The sequence below is a fragment of the Intestinibaculum porci genome (assembly GCF_003925875.1).
In the GTDB taxonomy this organism is placed as follows: domain Bacteria; phylum Bacillota_I; class Bacilli_A; order Erysipelotrichales; family Coprobacillaceae; genus Intestinibaculum; species Intestinibaculum porci.
Window position 1 is genome coordinate 1,746,076 of the sequence record NZ_AP019309.1, and the last position, 21,480, is coordinate 1,767,555.

Here is a 21,480-nt window from a genome sequence, read left to right on the forward strand (position 1 = left end):
CCTCCTACGTATTAATTATTTGTCGATGTGCTTGATGAACTTGTTTCATCGCTGTTTGTCGTTGTATTAGATGCGCCATTTGTAGCCGCGTTATCACTATTTCCGCTTGAAGATGTATCGCTGCCTTCATTGCTGCTTGCTTTCGAAGTTGAAGAACTATCCGACTTCTTCTTGCTTGATGACGAAGAAGTGCTTGAGCCATTAGATGATTCCGAACCATCCGTATTGCTTGATGCATCGGTATTGGATGTATTTTCATCACTTTGATCATCTTTCTTTTGTGGCACCTGATCATAGTAATAAAGGGTAATAGTCGTGCCCTTTTTCGTGACAACGGTATAAGGGGCGATACTTTGCTTTATAACGGTGTTCAGATTGCTTTCCGTAACCTTCGACGCCTCATCATCAGATGGTTTTAGCACACTGGTCTTCACGTTAAAGCCTAAAGACTTTAAGGTCGATGTTGCCGATGAAATCGAATCGCCATAAAGATAAGGAACGGTAATCGATACACCTTTAGACACGGTTAAGGTAATTGATTTATTTTCGGAATTAGGATCGACCTTTTCCCCGCTAGAGACGCTCTGACCGATGACTTCCCCAGCCGCAAAATCATCATCCGTCTTTTCATAGCGGCTGACGCTATAACCTAAGTCTTCCAGTTCACTTTTCGCCGTGCTGTATTTTTCACCAGTATAATCTTTCATAATGATCCATTTTCCTGATGACACTGTTACAGTAATGGCTGTATCCTTTTTAATTGTAGTACCGCTTTTTGGGGAAGTAGAAATGACTTTACCAGACGCGTATGTTTCGGATAATTCCGTGCGGTAAGTGACATTGCCATCTAACTCTTCTTCTTTGAGTTTCGATGAAGCTGCAGATTTCTTCATACCCACTAAATTGGGCATCGTATAAGTTTTTGACTTATTGAGAATACCGCTGCTCATAACGCCAATAATCACCGCTGCCACAATCGCTAAAGCGATCACAATCACAATGAGCTTACCTTTGCCTTTTTTCTTCTTCTTTTCAACTTTTGGCGTAGCCCGCGTAACTCTTGGCGTTTCTTCAGTCTCAGATGGCAGCGCCGCCGGCGCGGTATCTTCTTTATCCTGCGTAAAGAATTCCGTATTGCCAGCAACGATTGTGGGTTCACTCGCTGGGGCCCCGAAACTGATTTTCTTTTCATTAGGATGATCGAGACAGGTATTAATATCCTGTAACATATCCAAGGCGCTCTCATAACGATTGAGCGGGTTTTTAGCTGTCGCTTTGATGATAATATTTTCCACTGACTGAGGAATCGATGAGTTAAACTCACGCACTGAAGGAATTTCATCACGCATATGTTTCAATGCGATATTGACTGGTGATTCCCCATTAAATGGTACTTCCCCTCGTAATAATTCATAAAAGATAATCCCTAAAGCATAAATATCACTCTGTGGTGTGGCTTTTTCGCCACGGGCAATTTCTGGCGCTAAATAATGGAGCGACCCCATAATGGTATTGGTCTGGGTGACCTGCGAGAGTGACTGGATCGAGGCAATACCAAAGTCCGTAATTTTCACAATACCAGAATCGGTAATGAGAATATTCTGCGGTTTCAAATCACGATGGACAATCCCCATCGAATGAGCGGTGGCAACCGCCGAAACGACCTGTTTCATAATATCGATTGCTTCAATGTAATGCAAAGCGCCACGAATATTAATGAGCTGTTTTAAAGTCTGCCCTTTAACATATTCCATGACGATGTAATAAAGATCATCTTCATCACCCACGTCATAAATGGAGACGATATTCTTATGATTGATTGCCGCGGCGGCGGAAGCTTCACGATGGAAACGTTTGATATAAATAGGATCACCGGTTAATGATGAACGTAAAATCTTAACCGCGACTTTGCGGTTTAAGACCTGATCTTCCGCTAAATAAACATCTGCCATCCCGCCTTGACCAATTAAAGATTTAAGCAGATAACGATCTGCCAGCAAACGATTCACTTCACTCATGCGCTTCGCCTCCTTCCAAAAGAATGACCGAAATATTATCATAACCGCCATGAATATTGGCTTGTTTAATGAGTTCTTCAGTTTTGACTTTCGCATTCCCTTCGCCGGCGAGAATTGCAATCATCTGCTCATTAGAAAGAGAATTGTATAAGCCATCCGAACACATCATAAAAGCCTCATAATCAGCCGGTAACTCGCAAAACGATACTTTTAAAAGATCTGTCACCCCAACCGCCTGAATCAAAACGTTTTTCTGGGGATGATCAATCGCTTGTTTTTCGGTAATATAGCCGCCTTTTAATAAGGCATTGACTAAGGTATCATCAACCGTTAACTGGGTTAACACGTTGTTTTTAAAGATATAAGCGCGGCTATCGCCAACATGTGAGACATACATTTGCTGACCTTTGAGATAGGCCACGACAACGGTTGTCCCCATGCCGTTATATTCCTCATTTTCTGAGCCTTTGGCATAAACCGCATTATTTGCTTCCATAATAAGATTGGTGAACCACATTTTGATATCATTGGCACTAAGTAACTCTTCATGCTCTTCAAAGTGGTCCATAATATAATCACAAGTCATTTGCGCAGCGACTTCGCCGGCCTTATGGCCGCCCATCCCATCGCAAAGGACGCAGAGAAGTTCATCGTCGTTGATTTTCTTATACGCTACGCGATCCTGGTTTGTTTCACGCAGGTTCCCCACATCGGTAGACATTGAAATCATCAAGACTAAGCCCTCCTTTCCTTTTTCGCTCTTAACTGACCGCAGGCCCCATCGATATCACTGCCATGTTCCTTGCGCAGTGTCACGTTGATATGTAAACGTAATAATTCATCTTTAAAAGCCTGAATCTTATCCTCACTTGATTTCTGGAATCCTTTTTCATCAACCGCATTGTATGGAATAAGGTTGACATAGACATTGAGTCCTCGTAAATAATGTGCCAACTGCCGTGCATACTTGACATCATCATTGACATCTTTCAGTAAAATATACTCAAGGGTCACACGACGATTGGTCGCTTCGATATAATCTTTGATCGCCGCTCTTAACTGATCCATTGGATACGTCTTATTGATAGGCATCAAAGTGTTACGAATATCATCATTAGGCGCATGCAGCGAAATGGCTAAATTCACTTGAATGCCTTCCTTCGCAAAATCGTAGATGCGTGGCACCAGGCCGCAAGTGGACACAGTGATATGACGAGCCCCAATCGCTAAGCCTTTAGGCGCATTGATCGTATAAATAAAATTCATGACGTTGTCATAATTATCAAATGGTTCCCCAGTGCCCATGATCACAACATGAGAAACACGTTCATTTAAATCATTTTGAACCGTCATGATCTGACGGACCATCTCTCCGCTTGTTAAGTTTCGCTGCTTTTTGAGTAACCCTGAAGCGCAGAACTTACAGGCCATATTACATCCTAACTGACTTGTCACACAAAGTGACTGACCATAAGGATGAATCATCAGCACGGTTTCAATAAGACCGCCGTCATCTAAGGCTAAAAGGTATTTGGTTGTTCCATCAGCCGAAACCTGCTTTTCCACGATTTCTAATAAATCACAGGAAAAGTTTTCTGCCAGTTTGGCTTGCAGAGTCTTTGATAAATTGGTCATCTGGGACCAGTCATGGACATTTTTCGTATAAAGCCATTCAAAGACCTGATTGGCTCGAAACTTCTTTTCTCCAATGGCTAAAAATGCTTCGACCATCTGCTCTCTTGTTAAATCGTAAATTGAGTTCATAGTTCATCCTTCTTCAAAAGACACATATAAAAGCCATCACTATGCATATCAAACGGTAATATTGTTTTCTCTTCAACGACGCGCATATCAGGATGGTCTTTCACGAATGTGGCGACTTGTTTTTCATTTTCTTTTTTATTTATTGTACACGTACTATACACAATATTACCACCCATTTTACACAACTGGTAGGCATTTTCCAATAATTTTTTCTGAATCGGAATGATTTCATCCATCGCTGAAGGCTCATGATAACGAATTTCCACTTTTCGTGCCAAGACGCCAAGCCCTGTGCAAGGTCCATCTAAAAGGATTGCATCATACTGCTTTTTGCCAAAGGTTTCTAAGTTTGTCGCATCGCCAACCTGGGCATTGATGATGGTTGCGCCTAAGCGCGATGCATTGTCATTAATGAGAGCAATTTTGTGCTTATAAAGATCAAAAGCATCAATCGTGCCCTGATTATCCATGAGCGCAGCTAAGTGCGTCGTTTTCGATCCTGGCGCCGCGCACATATCTAATACCTGCATGCCCGGCTGAGGGCTTAATAGCTGCGCGACGCATTGTGACGATTCATCCTGAATTGTCACAATGCCTTCCTTAAAAGCCTGAGTGTGAGCAATATTTCCGCCTTCATAATAGACGGCATCTTTGGTATAAGGAGATGCCTTAAAACGTGGATCTTTTTGAATGAGCGCTTCACGACTGATCTTTAAGGTATTCACGCGAGCACATTTGATTGGCACTTCATTGTCAGATGCTAAAATCTTTTTCGTTGTCTCTAAGCCATACTGCTTTTTTAACATCTTCACGAGCCATAAAGGATGGGACGTGATGATACTTAAATAATCATCTTCTGATAATGATGATAAATCCGCCGGCTGCGCAAAGCTGGAGCGTAAGACGGCGTTTACAAAGCTCGCCGCTCTCGCCCCGCGGCGCTTTTTGGCGAGCGCTACGCTGCTATCGACGATCGCATAATCAGGCATATGCATATAAAGATGCTCATACATGCTCATTAAAAGGAGCATTCTTTCCGTCACTTTGACCCTTTTGCCTTGAATATGCGCTTTAAGTTCATATTCTAAACGTAAACGATACTGAATCGTCCCATACACTAAGGCAGTCACCAGATCATTTTTGACCTGATGGCTATTTAACGCATGATTAAGGGCAATATTCAAATAGGTATGATCTTTCTCGTAAGCAACGAGAATATCGAGTGCTAAATCTCTTTCCATATTATTATATTTGGGTATACGGGTTAAAATCGCATACCATTGTCACCTTTCCATTTTGACTCACATTGTAATAGCGCATGAGTGATTTGAGCACCGGTAATAACGCTTCACTTTTAATATATTTCACTAAAATGCGTTCACGATAGAAATCCTGCATTTTAAAGACCGCGGCCTCACTAGGCCCTAAGGCTTTCACGCTATGTAAATGTGCGACTAAATAATTTTTGATATCTAAGGAAGCCGCTTTAACGGCTTCACTGCTTCGTGATTGTATAATAATTGACACTAAATGACAATAGGGAGGATATAAGGCCTGTTTGCGAAACTTCATCTCTTCGTTAAAGAAACCCTGATAGTCCTGCTTAGCCGCCATGGTAATGGCGTAATGCGTGGGATTGAAGGTCTGAATCAGGACGCTGCCGGCCTTTTGACCGCGTCCGCTTCGGCCGGCTACCTGCGTTAACAAATCAAAAGTCCGTTCACTTGCGCGATAGTCGGGAATCATTAACGTTAAATCGGCACTTAAGACGCCAACAAAGGTAACATTCTCAAAGTCTAAGCCTTTCGCAATCATTTGCGTGCCTAAAAGAATATTTCCTTCGTTTTTCGCAAAGGCTTCTAATAATCGTAAATGATCGTTCTTATTTCTCGTTGTATCATAATCAAAGCGAATAACCTTAGCCCCTTGAATGGTATGATTGAGCTCTTCTTCAATCTTCTGCGTGCCATAACCGATTTTCTTTAAAGCCGGGGCCCCGCAATGCGGACAATTATGGGGCATCGTGATGCTGTAGCCGCAGTAATGACATTTTAAAGTGCCATCATTTTTGTGATACGTTAACGTGACATCGCAATGCGGACATTTGATTGTTTCCTGGCATTCCTCACATAAGACAAAAGAAGCGTATCCTCTTTTATTCAGCAAGACAATCGCCTGCTCACCGCGATCAAGCGTCTCCTGCAAACGTGCTTTCAGTTTTCTTGACATCAGCTCATAATGCCCAGCTTTCGTTTCCTCAACCATATTGACAATATCCACTTGAGGCAATGGCTTTTTATTAATCCGAATTGGCATTTCGTATAAATCGTAAACACCTTTTTGAGCTCGCGCATAAGATTCGACGCTCGGCGTCGCTGAGCCTAAAACAATCCGCGCATGGTGCGCATGCGCCCGATAGCGGGCAATGGACAAGGTATGGTAACGGGGCGTATTTTCCTGTTTATAAGAGCTGTCATGTTCTTCATCCATAATAATCAGACCGATCTGCGCTAAAGGTGCAAAGATGGCGCTGCGCGCTCCCACGACAATACGTACCTGACCATCGCGAATACGACGATATTCATCGTAACGTTCCCCCTGTGATAAACGGGAATGTAATATTGCCACCGCGTCGCCAAAGCGCTGCTTAAAGATCGCCACCATCATCGGTGTTAAGGAGATTTCTGGAACGAGCATAATCACGTTTTGTCCTTGCTTTAAAATTTCTCGGCTTAAAGCAATATACACTTCGGTTTTTCCTGAACCTGTCACCCCGTGAATCAGACTGATCCGCTCAGGTCTTTGCATAATGCCTGCGACCACTTGAGCCTGCGCCGACGTTAAAGTGATCTCTTGATGTTTTTCTTCTAAACGCATGTGAAAAGGATCACGGTAAATCTCTTTTTTGTAGACTTCCACGAAACCCTGTTTCTCTAAAGAAGAAATAATAGCCCGGGAATAGTCTTTGACAAAGTGATCACCAGCTGCGTGTAAGTCATGATACACCTCTTGCTGCTTGGGAGTTTTCGGGGTGCCTTCTTTGATAATGCGAACCGCCTGTAAATAGATGGGACCAGAGGTTTTTCCGCTGCTAGGTTTCAAACTCCCCGGCAGCATCGTCTGGAGGCATGCGATTAATGGCGATAAAGTCAGTTTAGCCATGTGTTTGGCCAAATCCAATAATTCCTTATTGAGGATGGGCGCCTCATCAATAACATCTAAAATCGGCATGATTTTAAAGCCATATTGCTCTTCTGCCTCCTTTAAGGATAATGATGTGAGTGTAACCTTAAGAACATAAGCAGTGAGCACTTGTGAGCGGAAACGCACACGTACGCGTACCCCTTCATTGATCGGCTGTTTACTATAATATGTAAAAGGCCGATCAAGGGCATCAGCGACCTTTTCGACAAGACAATCGACAATATACATAGGACTCCTCCTTCTTTTCTCCATTATAACATACAAAAAGCAGGAATTAGTCCTGCTTCTTGATGGCGCTGCGAATAATTGCGGCAATTTCTGAAGCCGCCTGATCAATGGTATTATTCACAACAACATGTTTATAGTTATCCTTTGTTTTGATTTCGCGTTCCGCCTTTTCCAAGCGCTGACGGACAATATCCTCCGCTTCGGTGCGGCGACCGCGAATGCGTCTTTCAAGTTCCTCCATTGATGGGGGTACTAAGAAAATCGTTAAGGCATCTGGCACTTTAGCCATCACCTGAAGAGCGCCTTGAACTTCGATTTCCAGTAAAACGTTCTTGCCTTCGTTTAAGAGTTTTTCGACATGTTCTTTTGGTGTTCCATAATAGTTACCAACAAATTCAGCATGTTCGAGAAGGCCGCCTTCAGCGACTTTCTTTTCAAATGTGTCACGATCGACAAAGAAATAATCCCGGCCATCGACTTCTCCCGGTCTCGCGCTGCGGGTTGTCATCGAAATAGAATACGCCAGATTCAATGTCTGATCTTCAAATAATTTTGCACGTACCGTGCCCTTGCCAACCCCGCTAGGGCCAGAAAGGATGATGAGTAAACCTTTTGACATCTCTGTTCTCCTTTAATTTACATAAATAATATAATCTTAACATTTTCCTGTCAATGGATTCCCCTGTAAATTCATATATTGTATGTTATAATGACACGGGTGATAAATATGGCTTTTGATGGAATTGTCCTCTCCCGCGTCACGCATCAGCTCTCTGAGTTACTGACAACGGGAAGAATTTCCAAAATTTACAACATTTCGCGTTATGAGTTATTAATGACTGTTCGCGCTCATAATACGAATCATAAATTATTAATATCGATCCATCCGATGTATGCCCGCATCCAAATTACACATTTGAACTATCCAACCCCGGAAGTGCCGAATGCTTTAACGATGCTGCTAAGAAAACATATGGATGGGGCGTTTATTGAAAAGATCGAACAGATTGGCTTAGATCGTATTGTGAAAATGACGATCAAAGGCCGTAATGAATTTAAGGATCTGGTGACTTACTATATTTATATTGAAATCATGGGTAAGCATTCTAACTTTGTCCTCACCTATGAGGATGGCAAAATTATTGAATGTTTGAAACGGGTCTCACCAAGTGAATCGACGCGTATTTTACAGCCTGGCATTTACTATGAACTGCCGCCGCTCATTCCTAAGAAGAATCCTTTTACATCTTATTACACGCCAAGTGATAACTTAGTGAAGGTATATGAAGGTTTCTCAAAAGATTTATCGAATGAAATGTTATACCGCATTGAAGCGCATCAGATGTTTGATACGGTGATGTCAGAAATCGCTCAATCAAATCATTTATACATTTCAACGTTTAAAGATAAAGAGTATTATCATGTGATTCCCCTGACCTATTTAGGGACAGATTATCAAGAATACGAATTATTTGATGGCTTAGATGCCTACTATGATTCAAAAGATACGAAAGATCGTATTAAGCAGCAGACCAATGACTTAGCCCGTTTTATTCGTAAAGAATATGATAAGAATGTCAATAAGCTCAATAAGCTTGAAAAGACCCTCTTTGATTCCCAAAATAGTGATGATTACCGCATTAAAGGTGATTTGCTTTATGCCTCATTACCGCTTATTAAAAAAGGGATGACTTCAATTACGGTCGATAATTACTATGATGGCACTAAGATGACGATTGCCTTAGATGAGCGTTTTGATGGCAAAACAAATGCCAATCGTTATTATAATAAGTACCAGAAAGCGAAGAACTCTCTTAAAGTGCTTAAAGAACAGATCGCTTTGACAAAAGAAGAGATCAATTATTTCGATACACTTAATACCCTGATTGAAAACGCCAACTACTATGATGCGATCGAAATCAAAGAAGAATTAGAGAACTTGGGTTACCTGCGTAAAAAAGGTAAAGAAAAGATTCGGAAAAAGAAAGGTGAACCACACTATCAGACCTTCAGAACCAAAGATGATATTATTATTTATGTTGGAAAAAACAACCTGCAAAATGATTATGTCACCTTCAAGAAAGCTCGGAAAACGGACTACTGGTTCCACGTCAAAGATATGCCTGGTTCCCATGTCATCGTCCATAGTGATGCCTTAGATGAATATACGATTCGTTTAGCGGCCAAGATTGCGGCCTATTACTCAAAAGGCAAGAACTCTTCTTCTGTCCCTGTAAACTACTGTCAGGTAAAGAGTCTTAAAAAACCAACTGGCAATAAACCAGGTCTGGTATTATTAGGTCACTATAAAACGATTTATATGGATCCTGATGACACATTTTTTAATGAAATAAAGAAAGGATAATATTATGAAACTTATACCCTGGTCTTTTAATAACGACCATGTTCAAGGTTATACCGTCGCCGGTTACCAGAATGGAAAACTCTTCGATATGGGTTATCGGGACGATAACCATGACGAAGTGCTCGCCAACCGGCAGGCGCTAGCTGCTTATTTACATACTGATCTTAACCATATGGTCGCACCGCATCAGCGTCATACCACAAACTTCAAGAAAGTCACCCTCGCGCAAGACGGTGGTGAAGGTATGTATCAGCATTCGACCAAATTAGATTATATTGATGCCACGTATACGCGTGATCACAACTTAACGTTATTGACCTTTCACGCTGATTGCTGTCCCGTTTTACTTTACAGCGAGGATCAGGATCTCATTGCAGCAATCCATTCCGGCTGGCGTGGTACCGTCAATGAAATTGTCGGCAAGACGGCCTCTTATCTCATTACGCATGAGGGCTGTAACCCATCTGGCTTCCATGCTTTCATTGGGCCATCATTAGAACAGCGTAATTTTGAAGCGATGGATGATATTATTGATCTTGTCAAGAACATGTCTTTTGATACATCTTCTTTTTATAAACGTAAAGATGAAAGTCATTATCTTCTTGATTCTAAAGGGCTCATTAAACAGCAGTTATTAAACTTAGGTGTTCCTGATACGCACATTGAAGTCTCTCCTTACTGTACGACGGAACATGATGATTTATTCTTCTCTTATCGTAAGAATAAATCCCCTTATCGCAACATTACCATTATTACAATGAAAGATCGTACTTAAAAGGCATCCGCAAGGATGCCTTTGTTTATTTGATTGTCACTTTTCTTTTTGCGCCTTTAGAAAGGCCGCCATAATTGTGATCCTTATATGACGAAACCACTATATCATATTTTTTCCCTTTTATATTGCCTTCCACCAACATAGTTCTCTTAAATGTCTTTGATCGACCTGAGACCTTTTTCCCATTGATGACTAATCCCTTTGTGCCTTTAAGTTTCTTTTTGAGTGTCACAGTGACTGTAAAACGCGTGCGATCTGGTATCCGGATGTAATAGCCAGGATAATAGGTATTGCCAAACCAGTAACCTTTCACCCAGGTATTTGTGCGATACCCTTTTTTAAATTTCACTTTAGAAATTTTAATACTCTTGATCGGTGGTGCACTTTTAAGTCCAGTTGAAATAGTAAAAACAGCACTCGATTTCCCATTAAATGTTTTGCCATCAACCTTGGTATAAGGATCCAAGCGCACACGATATTTGGTATTGGCTTTTAATCCTTTGATGGTAAATTGTTTTTTAAACAGCAGGGAGCCAGCCCCTGTTTCAACGCGCAGATCTTTCACTTTCTGCCACTTTTTATTTTTATAAAGCATCACTTTATAACAGCCGCCTGCTGGGAAATTGCCGCTGTAGCTGATACTGTTTGTAACAGCGGTAAAATTATCTAAAGAAAGAGCTGGCTTACCCGTTACCACCATAAGACTGAGCTCTTTTTCTTCATAGCCGGCTAACTCATCTCCATAAGTGACTGGAATCGTTTTTTTGCCCACGAAAAGAGTACTGCCATCAACTTTAAAAGTATGTTCCTGCCCACTGGCCTCCTTATGGTTAACATAGCTTAAATGAACAATAGGATCAGCCCCGACGAGCTTCACTTTAACATTCGTTTTTTGATTAATGCTGATATGTGCTGGCTCAATGACCAGTTGTCCATAGCTGATTGGTGTGAGGCTCACATGGAGCTTATATTCCGCTAAACGTTCTTGCGGTTTAGCAATCTGTAAAATATATTTCCCAGCCTTGGCGCGCGTATCAATACTTTTGCGATCTGTGGCGCTCTCCAGGTGGCCAGCACTATAATTGTCTATTATCGAAGCTTCCCCTTCCATTGTCACTTTCACATAAGATGGCTGTGTTAACTGCAAGGCAAAGTAATCATACGATGGACCGCCGCCACCTTCATAAGTACCGCTTGCGGTAATCACAACCGGATTATCTTCAGACTGCGAGGTCTGATACTGCTTGATGGTAGCTGCCTTATAAGACATCGTTATAGTGGTGGAACCTGTGCCTGTCGGATTGCCATAAGAAAAATGCACCGGCAGCGTTTCATGAGGAGATAAATCTTTACCCTCACTTAAATCCTGATCGGCCACTGGTCCTCTTGACAGGTTTCCATTTTTAACCATCGTATTATTGGCCACTAAATTCATCGTCTGATCTGTCTGATTGACAAAATTGACAGTTGTCTGATCCCCTTTTTCAAGGGTAAACGTCACTTGATTTTCCGTTGCTCCAGTTAAATTTACAGTCAACGGCTCAAGGGCTGCAATGGGATGCATTGTCGAAAGCATCATAGCGAACATGATCAAGGCTCCCATTAAAACTTTTTTCTTCATAGATATCATCCTTTCATATTTTACGATACGTATCAGGCAAAGAGGTGATCTTGGCACTCTTGCTCATCTGATTGACGACCATTTGTCGGCTCTAAAGCATGGGCGGGAATCGTCCATAAAAACATCATGCTGACACTAATGAGGAACCGTAAACTCTTCTTGAACTTCATACTCTGCTACTCAAAATGTGTTTAAATATACTCAAACACATCGAGATATGTAAGTTCTCACGAACATTACTTACTGCTTCTTCGTGTATGCTTTTGTAGTCACAAGTGACATACTACTCACAAGTTCTTGTACACTCCACAGTCGTAAATTCCCGACTAAGCCATCGGTACATACTTACATTTGCTTGTTTATGCAATTTTGTAAGTTTTTGCATCTCTTAAATTAAGACTCGCATTATAGTCTCTGTCTGCTATGTATCCACAATTACATTTGTAAATTCTATCTGAAAGTTTTAAATCTTTCTTAATAGCACCACAGCAGTGACATAATTTTGATGATGGATACCATCTGTCTACAACTCTTAATTCAATACCATTTTCATCACATTTATTTTTCAGTTTAGTTCTGAACTCATAAAATTTCTGCGATGCAACGGCTTTTGAAAGATGACGATTCTTCATCATTCCTTTTACATTTAAGTCTTCAATCGTTATATAAGATGGCTTGGTTTTCACGATCTCAGCGATTGTCTTGTTCATGTAATCAGTACGGATATTGTCTATCCTTTGATAAAGTTTCTGTACTTTAAGCCTCTGTTTTTGTATATTTTTTTGAGTAGACTCTCCTTTCTTTAGATTTTCATATTTACGAGAAAGACATCTTTGCGCTCTGCGCAGCTGTTTCTCAAGTTTCTTTAATTTTGCAGATTTATTGATGTTTTTGTAAGTCTTGCCATTTGAGACAATAGCGAAATCCTTTAATCCTAAGTCTATTCCAATACCTTCGCCGCTGTCACAAAAAGGCTTCGTGTCAGGAATCTCTACAACAACTGACACGTAATATCTGTCCGCCTTCATAGATACTGTACCACTTTTGATTTTCCATCCATCTTTAGTCGTTGGTATATAGCCTTTTTCTTTTAATCTTACCCACCCAAGAGCAGGAATCTTAATACGATGTCTTTCACAAATGCAGTCTTTGGGATTATTCTTTACGAAGTACATCTTTACATCAGATTTTCCTTTTTTCTTAAATTTTGGAAAACCGCTTTGATGTTTAAAAAATCTCGTAAAAGCAAGACACCCATCTTCAATAGATTTCTTAACAGCTTTAGAATAGACTTCCTTAATCCATGCTTTGTCTGGATTGTCAGGTATATACTCATTGTTAAGCCAGACACTAAACGCCTTGCCACTCATAAACGCTTCACCTTGATCGTGCAAAGCTTTATTATTACTAAGGTAGAAATTATAGATATATCTGCAGGTACCAATAATTTTGTTAATCTTGACTTTCTGCTCTGGTGTTGGATGAATTTCTGTCCTGAAGCTCTTTAGCAATTTCCTCATCCCTTTCTATTTGCTTTTTATACTTACGAAATCCGTACAGCCTGCAAGAGAATACATGGAGTATTGAAATAATATCCTGCACAAGTTCTTCCTGCGGCGATAGATCTTCATTATTAACGATCACTATGGTTGTATTAAACTTCATACAGAATTTTTCAAACCAGTCATAACCAAATCTGATAAATCTATCTTTGTGCGTGACTATGATCGTTTTAATTTTTCGTTCCGTTACTTCATCTAATATTTGATTCCACTTTTTGCGGTTGTAATTAAGACCGCTTCCGTATTCTTCAATGCATTTGTCAACAATGATACCTTTTGCATTACAAAACTGTCGTAAAAATGTGACTTGGTTCTTTAAATCATCTTTTTGATTTCTTGTAGACACTCTGGCATAAATAACAATTTGGCGATGATCGTTTTCAGTATTTATGCCTTTGAATTGTAGATATTGGTCGTAAGTATAATAACGTCTATTAGTTGGAGTGCGATTTGCTTTTAAAATTCCTTCCCTGTCCCAACGCTGTAATGTTTTTACAGAAACACCTAATAATTCAGCAAAATCTTTTGGTTTGTAATTCGTGATATTTGATGTATTCATCATATGCCTCCATGAGCACATTTAAACACTTTAACCACTAATGTCAATGATATAAGTTACTTAATATGTCCTCCTGGTATATTCTAATTAGCTCATCTAGCTAATAGGAATATACATTTCCTTTCTATCAACTTTATATACGTAGTTGATTACTGTTTAGAAATAGTATATGTTTGAAAAAGTGAATGTGTATGTGGATTTATATCCCTCCCTGTAGCTTTGACTACTTAAGAAAGTATCATACCGCAGACTTATTCACCAGCAACCATCAGTTAGATGAGTCTTTGAACTCGCATTTCGAACCAGGATTTGCAGATTAAGCCCTGTGGGTTCAACACAGTCACAAAATCTATAATCGAAAGGAACTTAACTATGATTACATCAGGAATTGACATTGGAAAGAATTCCCATGTCATCTCAGTCATTGATCAGGATACAGGCGTTCTGCTAGTCAAGCCGACATCCTTCACCAACAACTTTGAAGGATTCAAGAAGCTCGACAAAATTCTAGAACCGTATTCAGAAAAAATCTGAGAATCGGCATGGAAGATACCGGACACTATCACTTCAATCTTCTCCATCATCTTCTTAAAGAAGGATACAGCACGTATCTCATTAACCCTTCAAAGACAGATGCAGAAAGAAAGTTAACCGGAAACATCACAAAAAATGATCAGCAGGATTCAATGCAGATTGCAGATATTCTAGCATATCCAGCAAGAAAGAAGCTTTACCGAAAGGTTGATATGACCTTCTTTTCCATGGACGAGCAGAAAAGTCTTACGCGTCTGCACGCAGATCTTACGGAACAGCTGTGTCCAATAGGCAATAAAATACAGAAGTCGCTGGACATCCTGTTTCCCGAATACAACAGCTTATTTGGCGGCCATTATGGCAAAACCTATATGAAGATCCTTATGACCTTTAAATCAGCCACTAACATTGCCGAAGCTGACATTAGCGATATCAAGGAAGCAATGAAGCATAACGGCCGAGGAAGAGGCGTTAGCTTTACTGCTGAGGACCTCCAGGCACTAGCAAGAAATTCGGTTGCACAGGCAAATAAAGGCGAGGAATACGCCCTTGAAGCCCGACTCAATCAGTACACTGTAGTAGCAGAGCAGCTTGAAAAAGTGGATAAAAAAATAGAAGAGCTGTCAAAAGAAACAAACTCTCCTATGCTAACCATTCCAGGAATTTCGCACCTTTCCTGTACCACCATTCTAGCTGAAATACGCTGCATTGGCAACTTCAATTCGGCAGCAAAGCTTACAAAATTTGCAGGAGTAGCTCCAAAGCACTACGAATCAAGCCAGTTTGACGCTAAGCACTGCTCAATATCCAAGAAAGGTAACAAGTATCTGAGAAAGATACTCTATCAGATAATAACGCCTGTCATTAACAATAATAAGGTCTTCAAGGACTACTATGACAAGAAGATCAGCGAAGGAAAGAGCCATAGGTGTGCACAGGGCCACTGCGTAAGAAAGCTTCTCAGGATCATCTTCCACATTCTTGCGACTGGCGAAGGCTTTGATCCAAACAAGCTGAAGTAGACGCTTCAGTTTCTTCGATATTTTTTACATATCATTTTGAAAATTGTGCAAAAAGCTATAGGAGATTTGCATCACAAATTTGTGAATAATCTCGCATATTATTCATTTTTCAAAGTTCTATATACTATTTGTATACTAACTAAAATCAAATAAAATTTTCAAACTTTTTCATAAAACTACTTGATTTTTATATAGTTAGCTTTCTTTCATGATGAACAAGTCTGAAAGGTTCTATGGGTACATCTTGGTCATAAGGGAAAGACCTTTCAGACTTTCTATATATATTGTAATCGCTTTCTTTTAATTCCACATCATCCGAAAGGATGATCTTTTACTGAAAAAGACCAGCAAAAGCTGATCTTTCTCATTATTTGTATGTATTTTTGGCGTTGGTGAGTTGAGCGCTCTTAATGATTGTATTCACTATTTTTAACTGGCCCTTATCTTTTGGTTCGACAGCTATATTTATATAATCTAAGCAAGAAACTTTGGCATTATAGAAAACGAAGATACGCATCAGTGCTTTTTCACTATTCACTTTCAGCGTGGCATCCATAAAATAGCCTTTATAGCTGCCAATCTTCCCGGCTTTGACATGATAGACTTTCGTCTTCATGCCTTCCTGCATTCCTTCCACCATAATCTTTTTGGTGAAAACTTTTGGATTGATTTTCTGCTTTTTTCCACTGGCGAAGTAGAAAAATGGAAAACCATCGTTATCACCCTTGTAAAAATAAGGCTTCTTGCCCTGCTTTTGGTATGTCCAGCCACTTGGAATCGTATAAGAAACCCCATTATAAACAAGTTTCTTCTTGGCCTGCACATTAACCATCATCATTGCACTCATACATACACACATGAACATTGCGATCAGTTTCTTCATAACATGACCTCCTTTGTTTTCATCATAATGAAAAGAAGTGCTTTATGCAAGCACTTTCAATATCTTTTTGAAATCAATTTTATATAGTCATATCAATATTTTTTAATTATAGAAATAACGAATCTATGACTGTTTATCGCCAATAACAAGGCCGGAAACACGGGCTTTAATGGCAAGTTCTGTGCGGTTTTCACAACCGGTTTTCTCTAACATATGGCGAATATGCGTCTTGACCGTATTTTCACTCATGCAAAGGGCATCACCGATAGCTGCATTGGTTGCTCCAGAAGTCATCAGCCTTAAGACTTCCAGTTCTCGAGCGGTGAATTCATAGCTTTTCGCCAAGCCGATGGATGTCACCGGGACATCGGTGGGATAAATACTCTCTCCCTGCATCGTGCGATCCATCACGTCAATGAAAGAATGGATGCTGTTTTCTTTATACCAGAAACTTTCAATGCCAATCTCTCTCGCCTGATCCATCCAGGAGACTTCCGGCATACTGGTAATGGCAATAATCTTAATATCCGGATTGATCCTTTTCATGGCCTTAGCCGCTGCTAAGCCAAACGAGCCATCCGGCATTAAAATATCCATAAGTACTAAGTCAATGGCTTTATGAGCGATATAGACATCACTGAAGCGCGCGCTTTTGATCGCATCGACCACTTCATAGCGTTCTTCTTTCTCTATCACCATTTTTAGCATTTCTCGTGACATATTCGCATCGTCAACGATCAGCACTTTCACTTTCTTCATATGTTCCTCCATTTGATGTCGATCCGTAAATAAGGCTCCGTTTCCACTTTCATTGTGCCTTTTGTATCGAGTTGTTTTTCCATAACGGATAAGGCATTGGGCGAAAGACGACCTTCACTTTGCATGATCAGGCCCTCTTCTTTCACTTGAATATAGAGATGGATGCCTTTTTGATGAAAAACCAGACCGCTTAAACAATGATGTATCAAATCCATACAGAGCGTTTCATAAGAGAATGGAAACGCCCCTCTTTTAATGAGATCAACCCCCGCAAAAGAAGCTGCCTGTAACAGTTCACACCATAAATTAATCTTCTTTTCCTCACTCTGATTCATCATAATCATGGTCTCCTGCCACATTGTTTTGAGCTGCTTTGGTGAAAAAGCATGATCATAAAAATAAGCGCGCACCGCTAAAAGACATTGACTTAAATCATCATGCAGATGCATTTTGGCAGCTAAGACTTCTTTTTGACGAACGTAAGCATCAATTTGTTTTTGAAAAGCCTGTAAGTCCTCATTGCTCTTAGCTAATGCTTCTGTCTCATTGATAATAACCTGATTGAGTTTATAAGTTTCAGTGACATCATGAATCATAATTTCGATCATTGGATAAGCAGCTAACTGACGTCTGGTATAATGATAGATCTTCTCATGCACATGTAAATAATGATTGTCATCAAAACGCTCTAACACCTCTTCCTGATAAAAAGGATGATGAGTGAAAAGATTCATCAAAGCCTGCATCTGCGCATTCATGAGAATAACCGTGCCATCCAATGAGGTAAAGCAAATTCCTTCTGGTAATTCATCAATAATAGCCTTGATCGTAAAGCTATGAATCTGATGGTGATAGTGCGTATATAAAACATAAAGCAGATACGCTTCACTGATCCCCCCTAATACCATAAGAATGAGGGGGCTTGGATAGGCATCCATAGCGGCAGAAAGCGTAAAGAGGGTAAGCAGACAGATAGCCATAAGAATAAAGCGCAGCGGTGACTGTAATACAATCAAACCTATCAGCAAAGCTAAGGCGCTTAGGGTTAATATCAGGGTGATGATCATAAGCATCCCTCCCACTTATAATAGAGAATCCCCTCTTCTTCATGACATGGCACATGTGCAATATGCGCACTATGGGCAGCTTCGATTTGCATAATCAAATGTTTTTTATAGGTGATGATGATCATCATTGTCGCCTTAAGCGGCAATGCCGCTTCGACAATTTCTTCAAAGACTGCATAACAGGCTAATACCTGCTTAGAAGTCACAAACGTTTCCTTTGGCATCGTAAGATGCACCTGCATGCCATAGGCTTCCATGGCTGCGATTGACTCGAGAAATGCTAAATGCAAGGTCATTGTAAAGAGGCTTTCATACTGCGAAGCGGTTAAACGTAAATGCGCATAACGTTTGATATAAGCGCCTAAAATAGCAGCCTGTAAAATCGTTTGATCAAACGGCTCTGTCTCTAATAATAGCGCAATCTTTTCTCTCTGCTTGATGGTTTCCTTTGAAATAGCATCATAAATTTGTGTTTTTTTCGCTAAGGCTTTGCTTTTTATGGCAATGTTATTTTCTTTTTCTAACATCGCCTGCTGGTTTTCTAAAGTTTCTTTAAGTCTGTACAGCTTTTTTCTCATGTCTATAAGTTCAGAAACATCTTCAATATAATAAGCATAACCGCTTTCTAAAGCTTTACTGTGTAAGAAACAGCCTTGTTTTAAAGGCAGTGTGTTATCTAACGCTTCTTTTACCATGCTGAGGGAGATGCCATCGCGCGGATCAATAACTTTTTCTCCCTGCTCATTAAAAAGCCCAATGTGTAAAGAAGACTGTCTGATTAAAGTATGATAATGATCATTCGCCGGAAAAAGATGCGTGGTTAATAAAGATTCCATTAATCCGATATAAATCACGCAGGCAATATCGGCGGGGCGAAACAGAATCTTGAAATAATTAGGATTGACCCCGGAGATATAGCTCAGGCAGTAGAGTATCCCAAAAAGTAAAAAGATAATCGGATAAATGATCTTCTCCTGATGAATCTTTTGCATCTTCAAAGTAGCGAAAAAGCTATATAACAAAACCACTAAGATAAAACCCATAACCATATAATAGCCAAGCTGATAAGTATAATCATTAAACCTGTGAATCCCTTGAGGAAAGCGAAAGATCAGCTGATGAAAGTCGTTGGTCATGACAAAAACGCTCATGACCAGCGTGCTCACAATGAAGGGTAAACCATATTTATGATGATATAAACGATAAATGGCTAAAGCTAATGTGCAGACTGTGCCAAGATGACACAAATAATAGCTGTACCAGGCATAACGCGTCATGAGCGCATGCGTTGGCATAGCTTCATACTTGATGGTACGAATAAGCAGCCATATAAGCAGAAAGCAGCTGCATAGTAAAAGCAGGCGTTTGATATCCTTGCGGATAAAACGCCGTAAGACATCAACCATAAAAAGCATAATCATTCCACTATAACAGATACAGGATAAAACGCTGACCCGCAACTTTAAGGGATGAAAATAACTGATCATATGCAGCATTGCACTAACACTCACAAAACAAAGCATACTGCCAATGACAATGCGTGTAGTTTTACTCATCATCGCTTATCCTGGAGCTGATTATTGAGAATATACATCGCTGAAGGAATATTTTCACTGAGCTTCTCAGGCATAACGGTATAGGCATTACGAGCCACTAAATCACCAGCCATGCCATGAATAAAGACAGCTAAGCGTACAGCAGTCAAAGGTTCATAACCTTGTCCAAGCATCGCGGTAATCATGCCGGTTAAGGTATCTCCCATACCGCCAACCGCCATCGCTGGATTACCCGAGGCAATGCGATAGGAGTTAACGCCATCACTCACCATTGTATAAGGGCCTTTTAAGACGACAATGACATGATATTTCTTCGCAAAGCTTTGAATACTCATCATTGGATCTTCAATAGTATCTTTATGACATAAACGTTTATATTCTCCTAAATGCGGGGTTAAGACAATAGCGCGGTCTTGATTTTCTAAATACTCAAGATGTTCACTTAAGATCGTTAAAGCATCAGCATCGATGACTAATGGCGCCGTGCTGTTTTTTAAAACATCTGCCACTAATTGTTTTGATGATGCTGCTAAGGATAAGCCAGGACCAATAGCAATGGCCTGATAGCCCATGAAATCTTCCTTTGATAAATGCTCTAAACGGTTTAAGCCGATCAGTTCAGGCAAGATCTCTGGCAAACGGTCAATGACGCTTTCATCACTCATCAGTTTGACAATCCCCGCACCGCTGTATGCGGCCCCTTTGGCACATAAAATTGGGGCTCCGCGATACTGCTTAGATCCGGCAATGATTAAATCCACCCCATAACTTTGTTTATAACCATCAAACTTGCGGTCTTTTAATTCTTTAGAAGCCTGCATCTGCTCATAAATTTCATAAAGGCCCGCTTCCATAAATGGATTATCAATAGCGAGTTCTTCCACTTTCACGATGCCTGTTACCATGCGGCTTTCGGGATTGAGAAAACCTTGCTTGAGGGCACTTAAACATATGGTCTGGGAGGCAAATAGAACACTGGCATAAGGCTTTCCGCTATTGCAGTCTAAACCAGTTGGAATATCAATCGCGATGATTTCATTAAGATAATACGTATTGATGGTATCAATGACCGTTTTATACATGCCTCTCGGGGCACTGTTTAAGCCAAAACCAAAGAAACTATCGGCAATGACATCATAATCATTGATGCGCTCTGATAACATTGTAATCACATCATCATCAACGAGAATCATTTCTAAATTGGCATCTTCACACATTTGAAAGTAATGTTGATTACCTGGGGAAAAGCGATCAGGATCACCAATATAAAAGATCGTTACTTTGACATTGTCCTGACTGAGTTTCAAAGCTAAAGAGAGGCCATCAGCGCCATTATTACCGGGACCAACCATGATTGCCACATTATGATAATCTTTAAAATGCGGCAGTAAGCAATCACTGGCATAATCGATTAATTGTTCAATTGTATAGCCATGGGCAAGCAGATAAGCATCATAATTTTTTAGCTGCTGCTGTGAACCTACAAACATATTTATCACCAACCTTATATATTCATTATAATCATTATTTTTATATTTTGAAACCAAAAAAGAATAAGCAAAA

At 40.2% G+C, this 21,480-nt stretch carries 18 protein-coding genes; 4 read left to right on the forward strand and 14 right to left on the reverse strand.

Annotated elements, in window-relative coordinates; translation table 11 throughout:
* Positions 1-11: 11 nt before the first annotated feature.
* From pknB to gmk, 6 genes are read right to left on the reverse strand one after another with little or no spacing between them, the layout of a single operon-like run.
* Positions 12-2,018, reverse strand: coding sequence for a Stk1 family PASTA domain-containing Ser/Thr kinase (pknB, locus tag SG0102_RS08405; RefSeq protein ID WP_179951164.1), 2,007 nt, complete (start codon positions 2,016-2,018; stop codon positions 12-14).
* Positions 2,011-2,748, reverse strand: coding sequence for a Stp1/IreP family PP2C-type Ser/Thr phosphatase (locus SG0102_RS08410; RefSeq protein ID WP_125120794.1), 738 nt, complete (start codon positions 2,746-2,748; stop codon positions 2,011-2,013). Before SG0102_RS08410 ends, pknB begins: the two co-directional genes overlap by 8 nt.
* A 5-nt stretch (positions 2,749-2,753) precedes the next feature.
* Complete coding sequence (gene rlmN, locus SG0102_RS08415; protein ID WP_125119533.1) at positions 2,754-3,782, reverse strand: 23S rRNA (adenine(2503)-C(2))-methyltransferase RlmN; 1,029 nt, start codon at positions 3,780-3,782, stop codon at positions 2,754-2,756.
* Complete coding sequence (rsmB, locus tag SG0102_RS08420; protein WP_125119534.1) at positions 3,779-5,023, reverse strand: 16S rRNA (cytosine(967)-C(5))-methyltransferase RsmB; 1,245 nt, start codon at positions 5,021-5,023, stop codon at positions 3,779-3,781. Before rsmB ends, rlmN begins: the two co-directional genes overlap by 4 nt.
* Before the next feature lie 4 nt (positions 5,024-5,027).
* A complete protein-coding gene (gene priA, locus SG0102_RS08425) occupies positions 5,028-7,214 on the reverse strand; it encodes a replication restart helicase PriA (RefSeq protein ID WP_125119535.1) in 2,187 nt (728 codons plus the stop codon).
* A 46-nt stretch (positions 7,215-7,260) separates the two neighbouring features.
* A complete protein-coding gene (gene gmk / locus SG0102_RS08430) occupies positions 7,261-7,833 on the reverse strand; it encodes a guanylate kinase (protein ID WP_125119536.1) in 573 nt (190 codons plus the stop codon).
* 108 nt (positions 7,834-7,941) lie between these two features.
* Here gmk and SG0102_RS08435 point away from each other — a divergent pair, with 108 nt between their 5' ends.
* Both SG0102_RS08435 and pgeF read left to right on the forward strand, forming a co-directional pair.
* A complete protein-coding gene (locus tag SG0102_RS08435) occupies positions 7,942-9,579 on the forward strand; it encodes an Rqc2 family fibronectin-binding protein (protein WP_125119537.1) in 1,638 nt (545 codons plus the stop codon).
* A 4-nt stretch (positions 9,580-9,583) separates the two neighbouring features.
* Entirely contained in the window at positions 9,584-10,354 is a 771-nt protein-coding gene (gene pgeF / locus SG0102_RS08440; RefSeq protein WP_125119538.1) for a peptidoglycan editing factor PgeF, read from the forward strand.
* Positions 10,355-10,379: 25 nt separating this feature from the next.
* On the opposite strand, the gene SG0102_RS08445 is transcribed toward pgeF, so the two are convergent.
* The 3 genes from SG0102_RS08445 to SG0102_RS08455 form a co-directional block, all read right to left on the reverse strand.
* Complete coding sequence (locus SG0102_RS08445; protein ID WP_125119539.1) at positions 10,380-11,975, reverse strand: hypothetical protein; 1,596 nt, start codon at positions 11,973-11,975, stop codon at positions 10,380-10,382.
* Positions 11,976-12,334: 359 nt separating this feature from the next.
* On the reverse strand, positions 12,335-13,486 hold the full coding sequence (locus tag SG0102_RS08450; protein ID WP_197715030.1) for an RNA-guided endonuclease InsQ/TnpB family protein: 1,152 nt from the start codon (positions 13,484-13,486) through the stop codon (positions 12,335-12,337).
* Complete coding sequence (locus SG0102_RS08455; protein WP_170162794.1) at positions 13,428-14,081, reverse strand: IS607 family transposase; 654 nt, start codon at positions 14,079-14,081, stop codon at positions 13,428-13,430. Before SG0102_RS08455 ends, SG0102_RS08450 begins: the two co-directional genes overlap by 59 nt.
* A gap of 387 nt (positions 14,082-14,468) precedes the next feature.
* Here SG0102_RS08455 and SG0102_RS15700 point away from each other — a divergent pair, with 387 nt between their 5' ends.
* Both SG0102_RS15700 and SG0102_RS08460 read left to right on the forward strand, forming a co-directional pair.
* Positions 14,469-14,630: an IS110 family transposase gene (locus tag SG0102_RS15700; RefSeq protein WP_231999768.1), complete on the forward strand. Its 162-nt coding sequence runs from the start codon at positions 14,469-14,471 to the stop codon at positions 14,628-14,630.
* Positions 14,631-14,638: 8 nt separating this feature from the next.
* Entirely contained in the window at positions 14,639-15,652 is a 1,014-nt protein-coding gene (locus SG0102_RS08460) for an IS110 family RNA-guided transposase (protein ID WP_231999769.1), read from the forward strand.
* A gap of 367 nt (positions 15,653-16,019) precedes the next feature.
* On the opposite strand, the gene SG0102_RS08465 is transcribed toward SG0102_RS08460, so the two are convergent.
* The 5 genes from SG0102_RS08465 to SG0102_RS08485 all read right to left on the reverse strand — a co-directional run bounded on the left by SG0102_RS08465 (position 16,020) and on the right by SG0102_RS08485 (position 21,407).
* Positions 16,020-16,535 (reverse strand): hypothetical protein, encoded by a 516-nt coding sequence (locus tag SG0102_RS08465; protein WP_125119542.1) that lies wholly within the window; start codon positions 16,533-16,535, stop codon positions 16,020-16,022.
* 123 nt (positions 16,536-16,658) lie between these two features.
* Positions 16,659-17,294 (reverse strand): response regulator transcription factor, encoded by a 636-nt coding sequence (locus SG0102_RS08470; protein ID WP_125119543.1) that lies wholly within the window; start codon positions 17,292-17,294, stop codon positions 16,659-16,661.
* Entirely contained in the window at positions 17,291-18,361 is a 1,071-nt protein-coding gene (locus tag SG0102_RS08475) for a hypothetical protein (RefSeq protein ID WP_125119544.1), read from the reverse strand. The genes SG0102_RS08470 and SG0102_RS08475 overlap by 4 nt, the downstream gene beginning before the upstream one ends.
* Positions 18,358-19,917, reverse strand: coding sequence for a hypothetical protein (locus SG0102_RS08480; protein ID WP_125119545.1), 1,560 nt, complete (start codon positions 19,915-19,917; stop codon positions 18,358-18,360). The genes SG0102_RS08475 and SG0102_RS08480 overlap by 4 nt, the downstream gene beginning before the upstream one ends.
* Entirely contained in the window at positions 19,917-21,407 is a 1,491-nt protein-coding gene (locus tag SG0102_RS08485; RefSeq protein WP_125119546.1) for an NAD(P)H-hydrate dehydratase, read from the reverse strand. The genes SG0102_RS08480 and SG0102_RS08485 overlap by 1 nt, the downstream gene beginning before the upstream one ends.
* Positions 21,408-21,480: the final 73 nt, after the last annotated feature.

Bases quoted from the DNA above. Each gene is read 5' to 3' on its own strand.
- pknB (WP_179951164.1), bottom strand. From the start codon at position 2,018: ATGAGTGAAGTGAATCGTTTGCTGGCAGATCGTTATCTGCTTAAATCT.
- SG0102_RS08410 (WP_125120794.1), bottom strand. From the start codon at position 2,748: ATGATTTCAATGTCTACCGATGTGGGGAACCTGCGTGAAACAAACCAG.
- rlmN (WP_125119533.1), bottom strand. From the start codon at position 3,782: ATGAACTCAATTTACGATTTAACAAGAGAGCAGATGGTCGAAGCATTT.
- rsmB (WP_125119534.1), bottom strand. From the start codon at position 5,023: ATGGAAAGAGATTTAGCACTCGATATTCTCGTTGCTTACGAGAAAGAT.
- priA (WP_125119535.1), bottom strand. From the start codon at position 7,214: ATGTATATTGTCGATTGTCTTGTCGAAAAGGTCGCTGATGCCCTTGAT.
- gmk (WP_125119536.1), bottom strand. From the start codon at position 7,833: ATGTCAAAAGGTTTACTCATCATCCTTTCTGGCCCTAGCGGGGTTGGC.
- SG0102_RS08435 (WP_125119537.1), top strand. From the start codon at position 7,942: ATGGCTTTTGATGGAATTGTCCTCTCCCGCGTCACGCATCAGCTCTCT.
- pgeF (WP_125119538.1), top strand. From the start codon at position 9,584: ATGAAACTTATACCCTGGTCTTTTAATAACGACCATGTTCAAGGTTAT.
- SG0102_RS08445 (WP_125119539.1), bottom strand. From the start codon at position 11,975: ATGAAGAAAAAAGTTTTAATGGGAGCCTTGATCATGTTCGCTATGATG.
- SG0102_RS15700 (WP_231999768.1), top strand. From the start codon at position 14,469: ATGATTACATCAGGAATTGACATTGGAAAGAATTCCCATGTCATCTCA.
- SG0102_RS08460 (WP_231999769.1), top strand. From the start codon at position 14,639: ATGGAAGATACCGGACACTATCACTTCAATCTTCTCCATCATCTTCTT.
- SG0102_RS08465 (WP_125119542.1), bottom strand. From the start codon at position 16,535: ATGAAGAAACTGATCGCAATGTTCATGTGTGTATGTATGAGTGCAATG.
- SG0102_RS08470 (WP_125119543.1), bottom strand. From the start codon at position 17,294: ATGAAGAAAGTGAAAGTGCTGATCGTTGACGATGCGAATATGTCACGA.
- SG0102_RS08475 (WP_125119544.1), bottom strand. From the start codon at position 18,361: ATGATCATCACCCTGATATTAACCCTAAGCGCCTTAGCTTTGCTGATA.
- SG0102_RS08480 (WP_125119545.1), bottom strand. From the start codon at position 19,917: ATGAGTAAAACTACACGCATTGTCATTGGCAGTATGCTTTGTTTTGTG.
- SG0102_RS08485 (WP_125119546.1), bottom strand. From the start codon at position 21,407: ATGTTTGTAGGTTCACAGCAGCAGCTAAAAAATTATGATGCTTATCTG.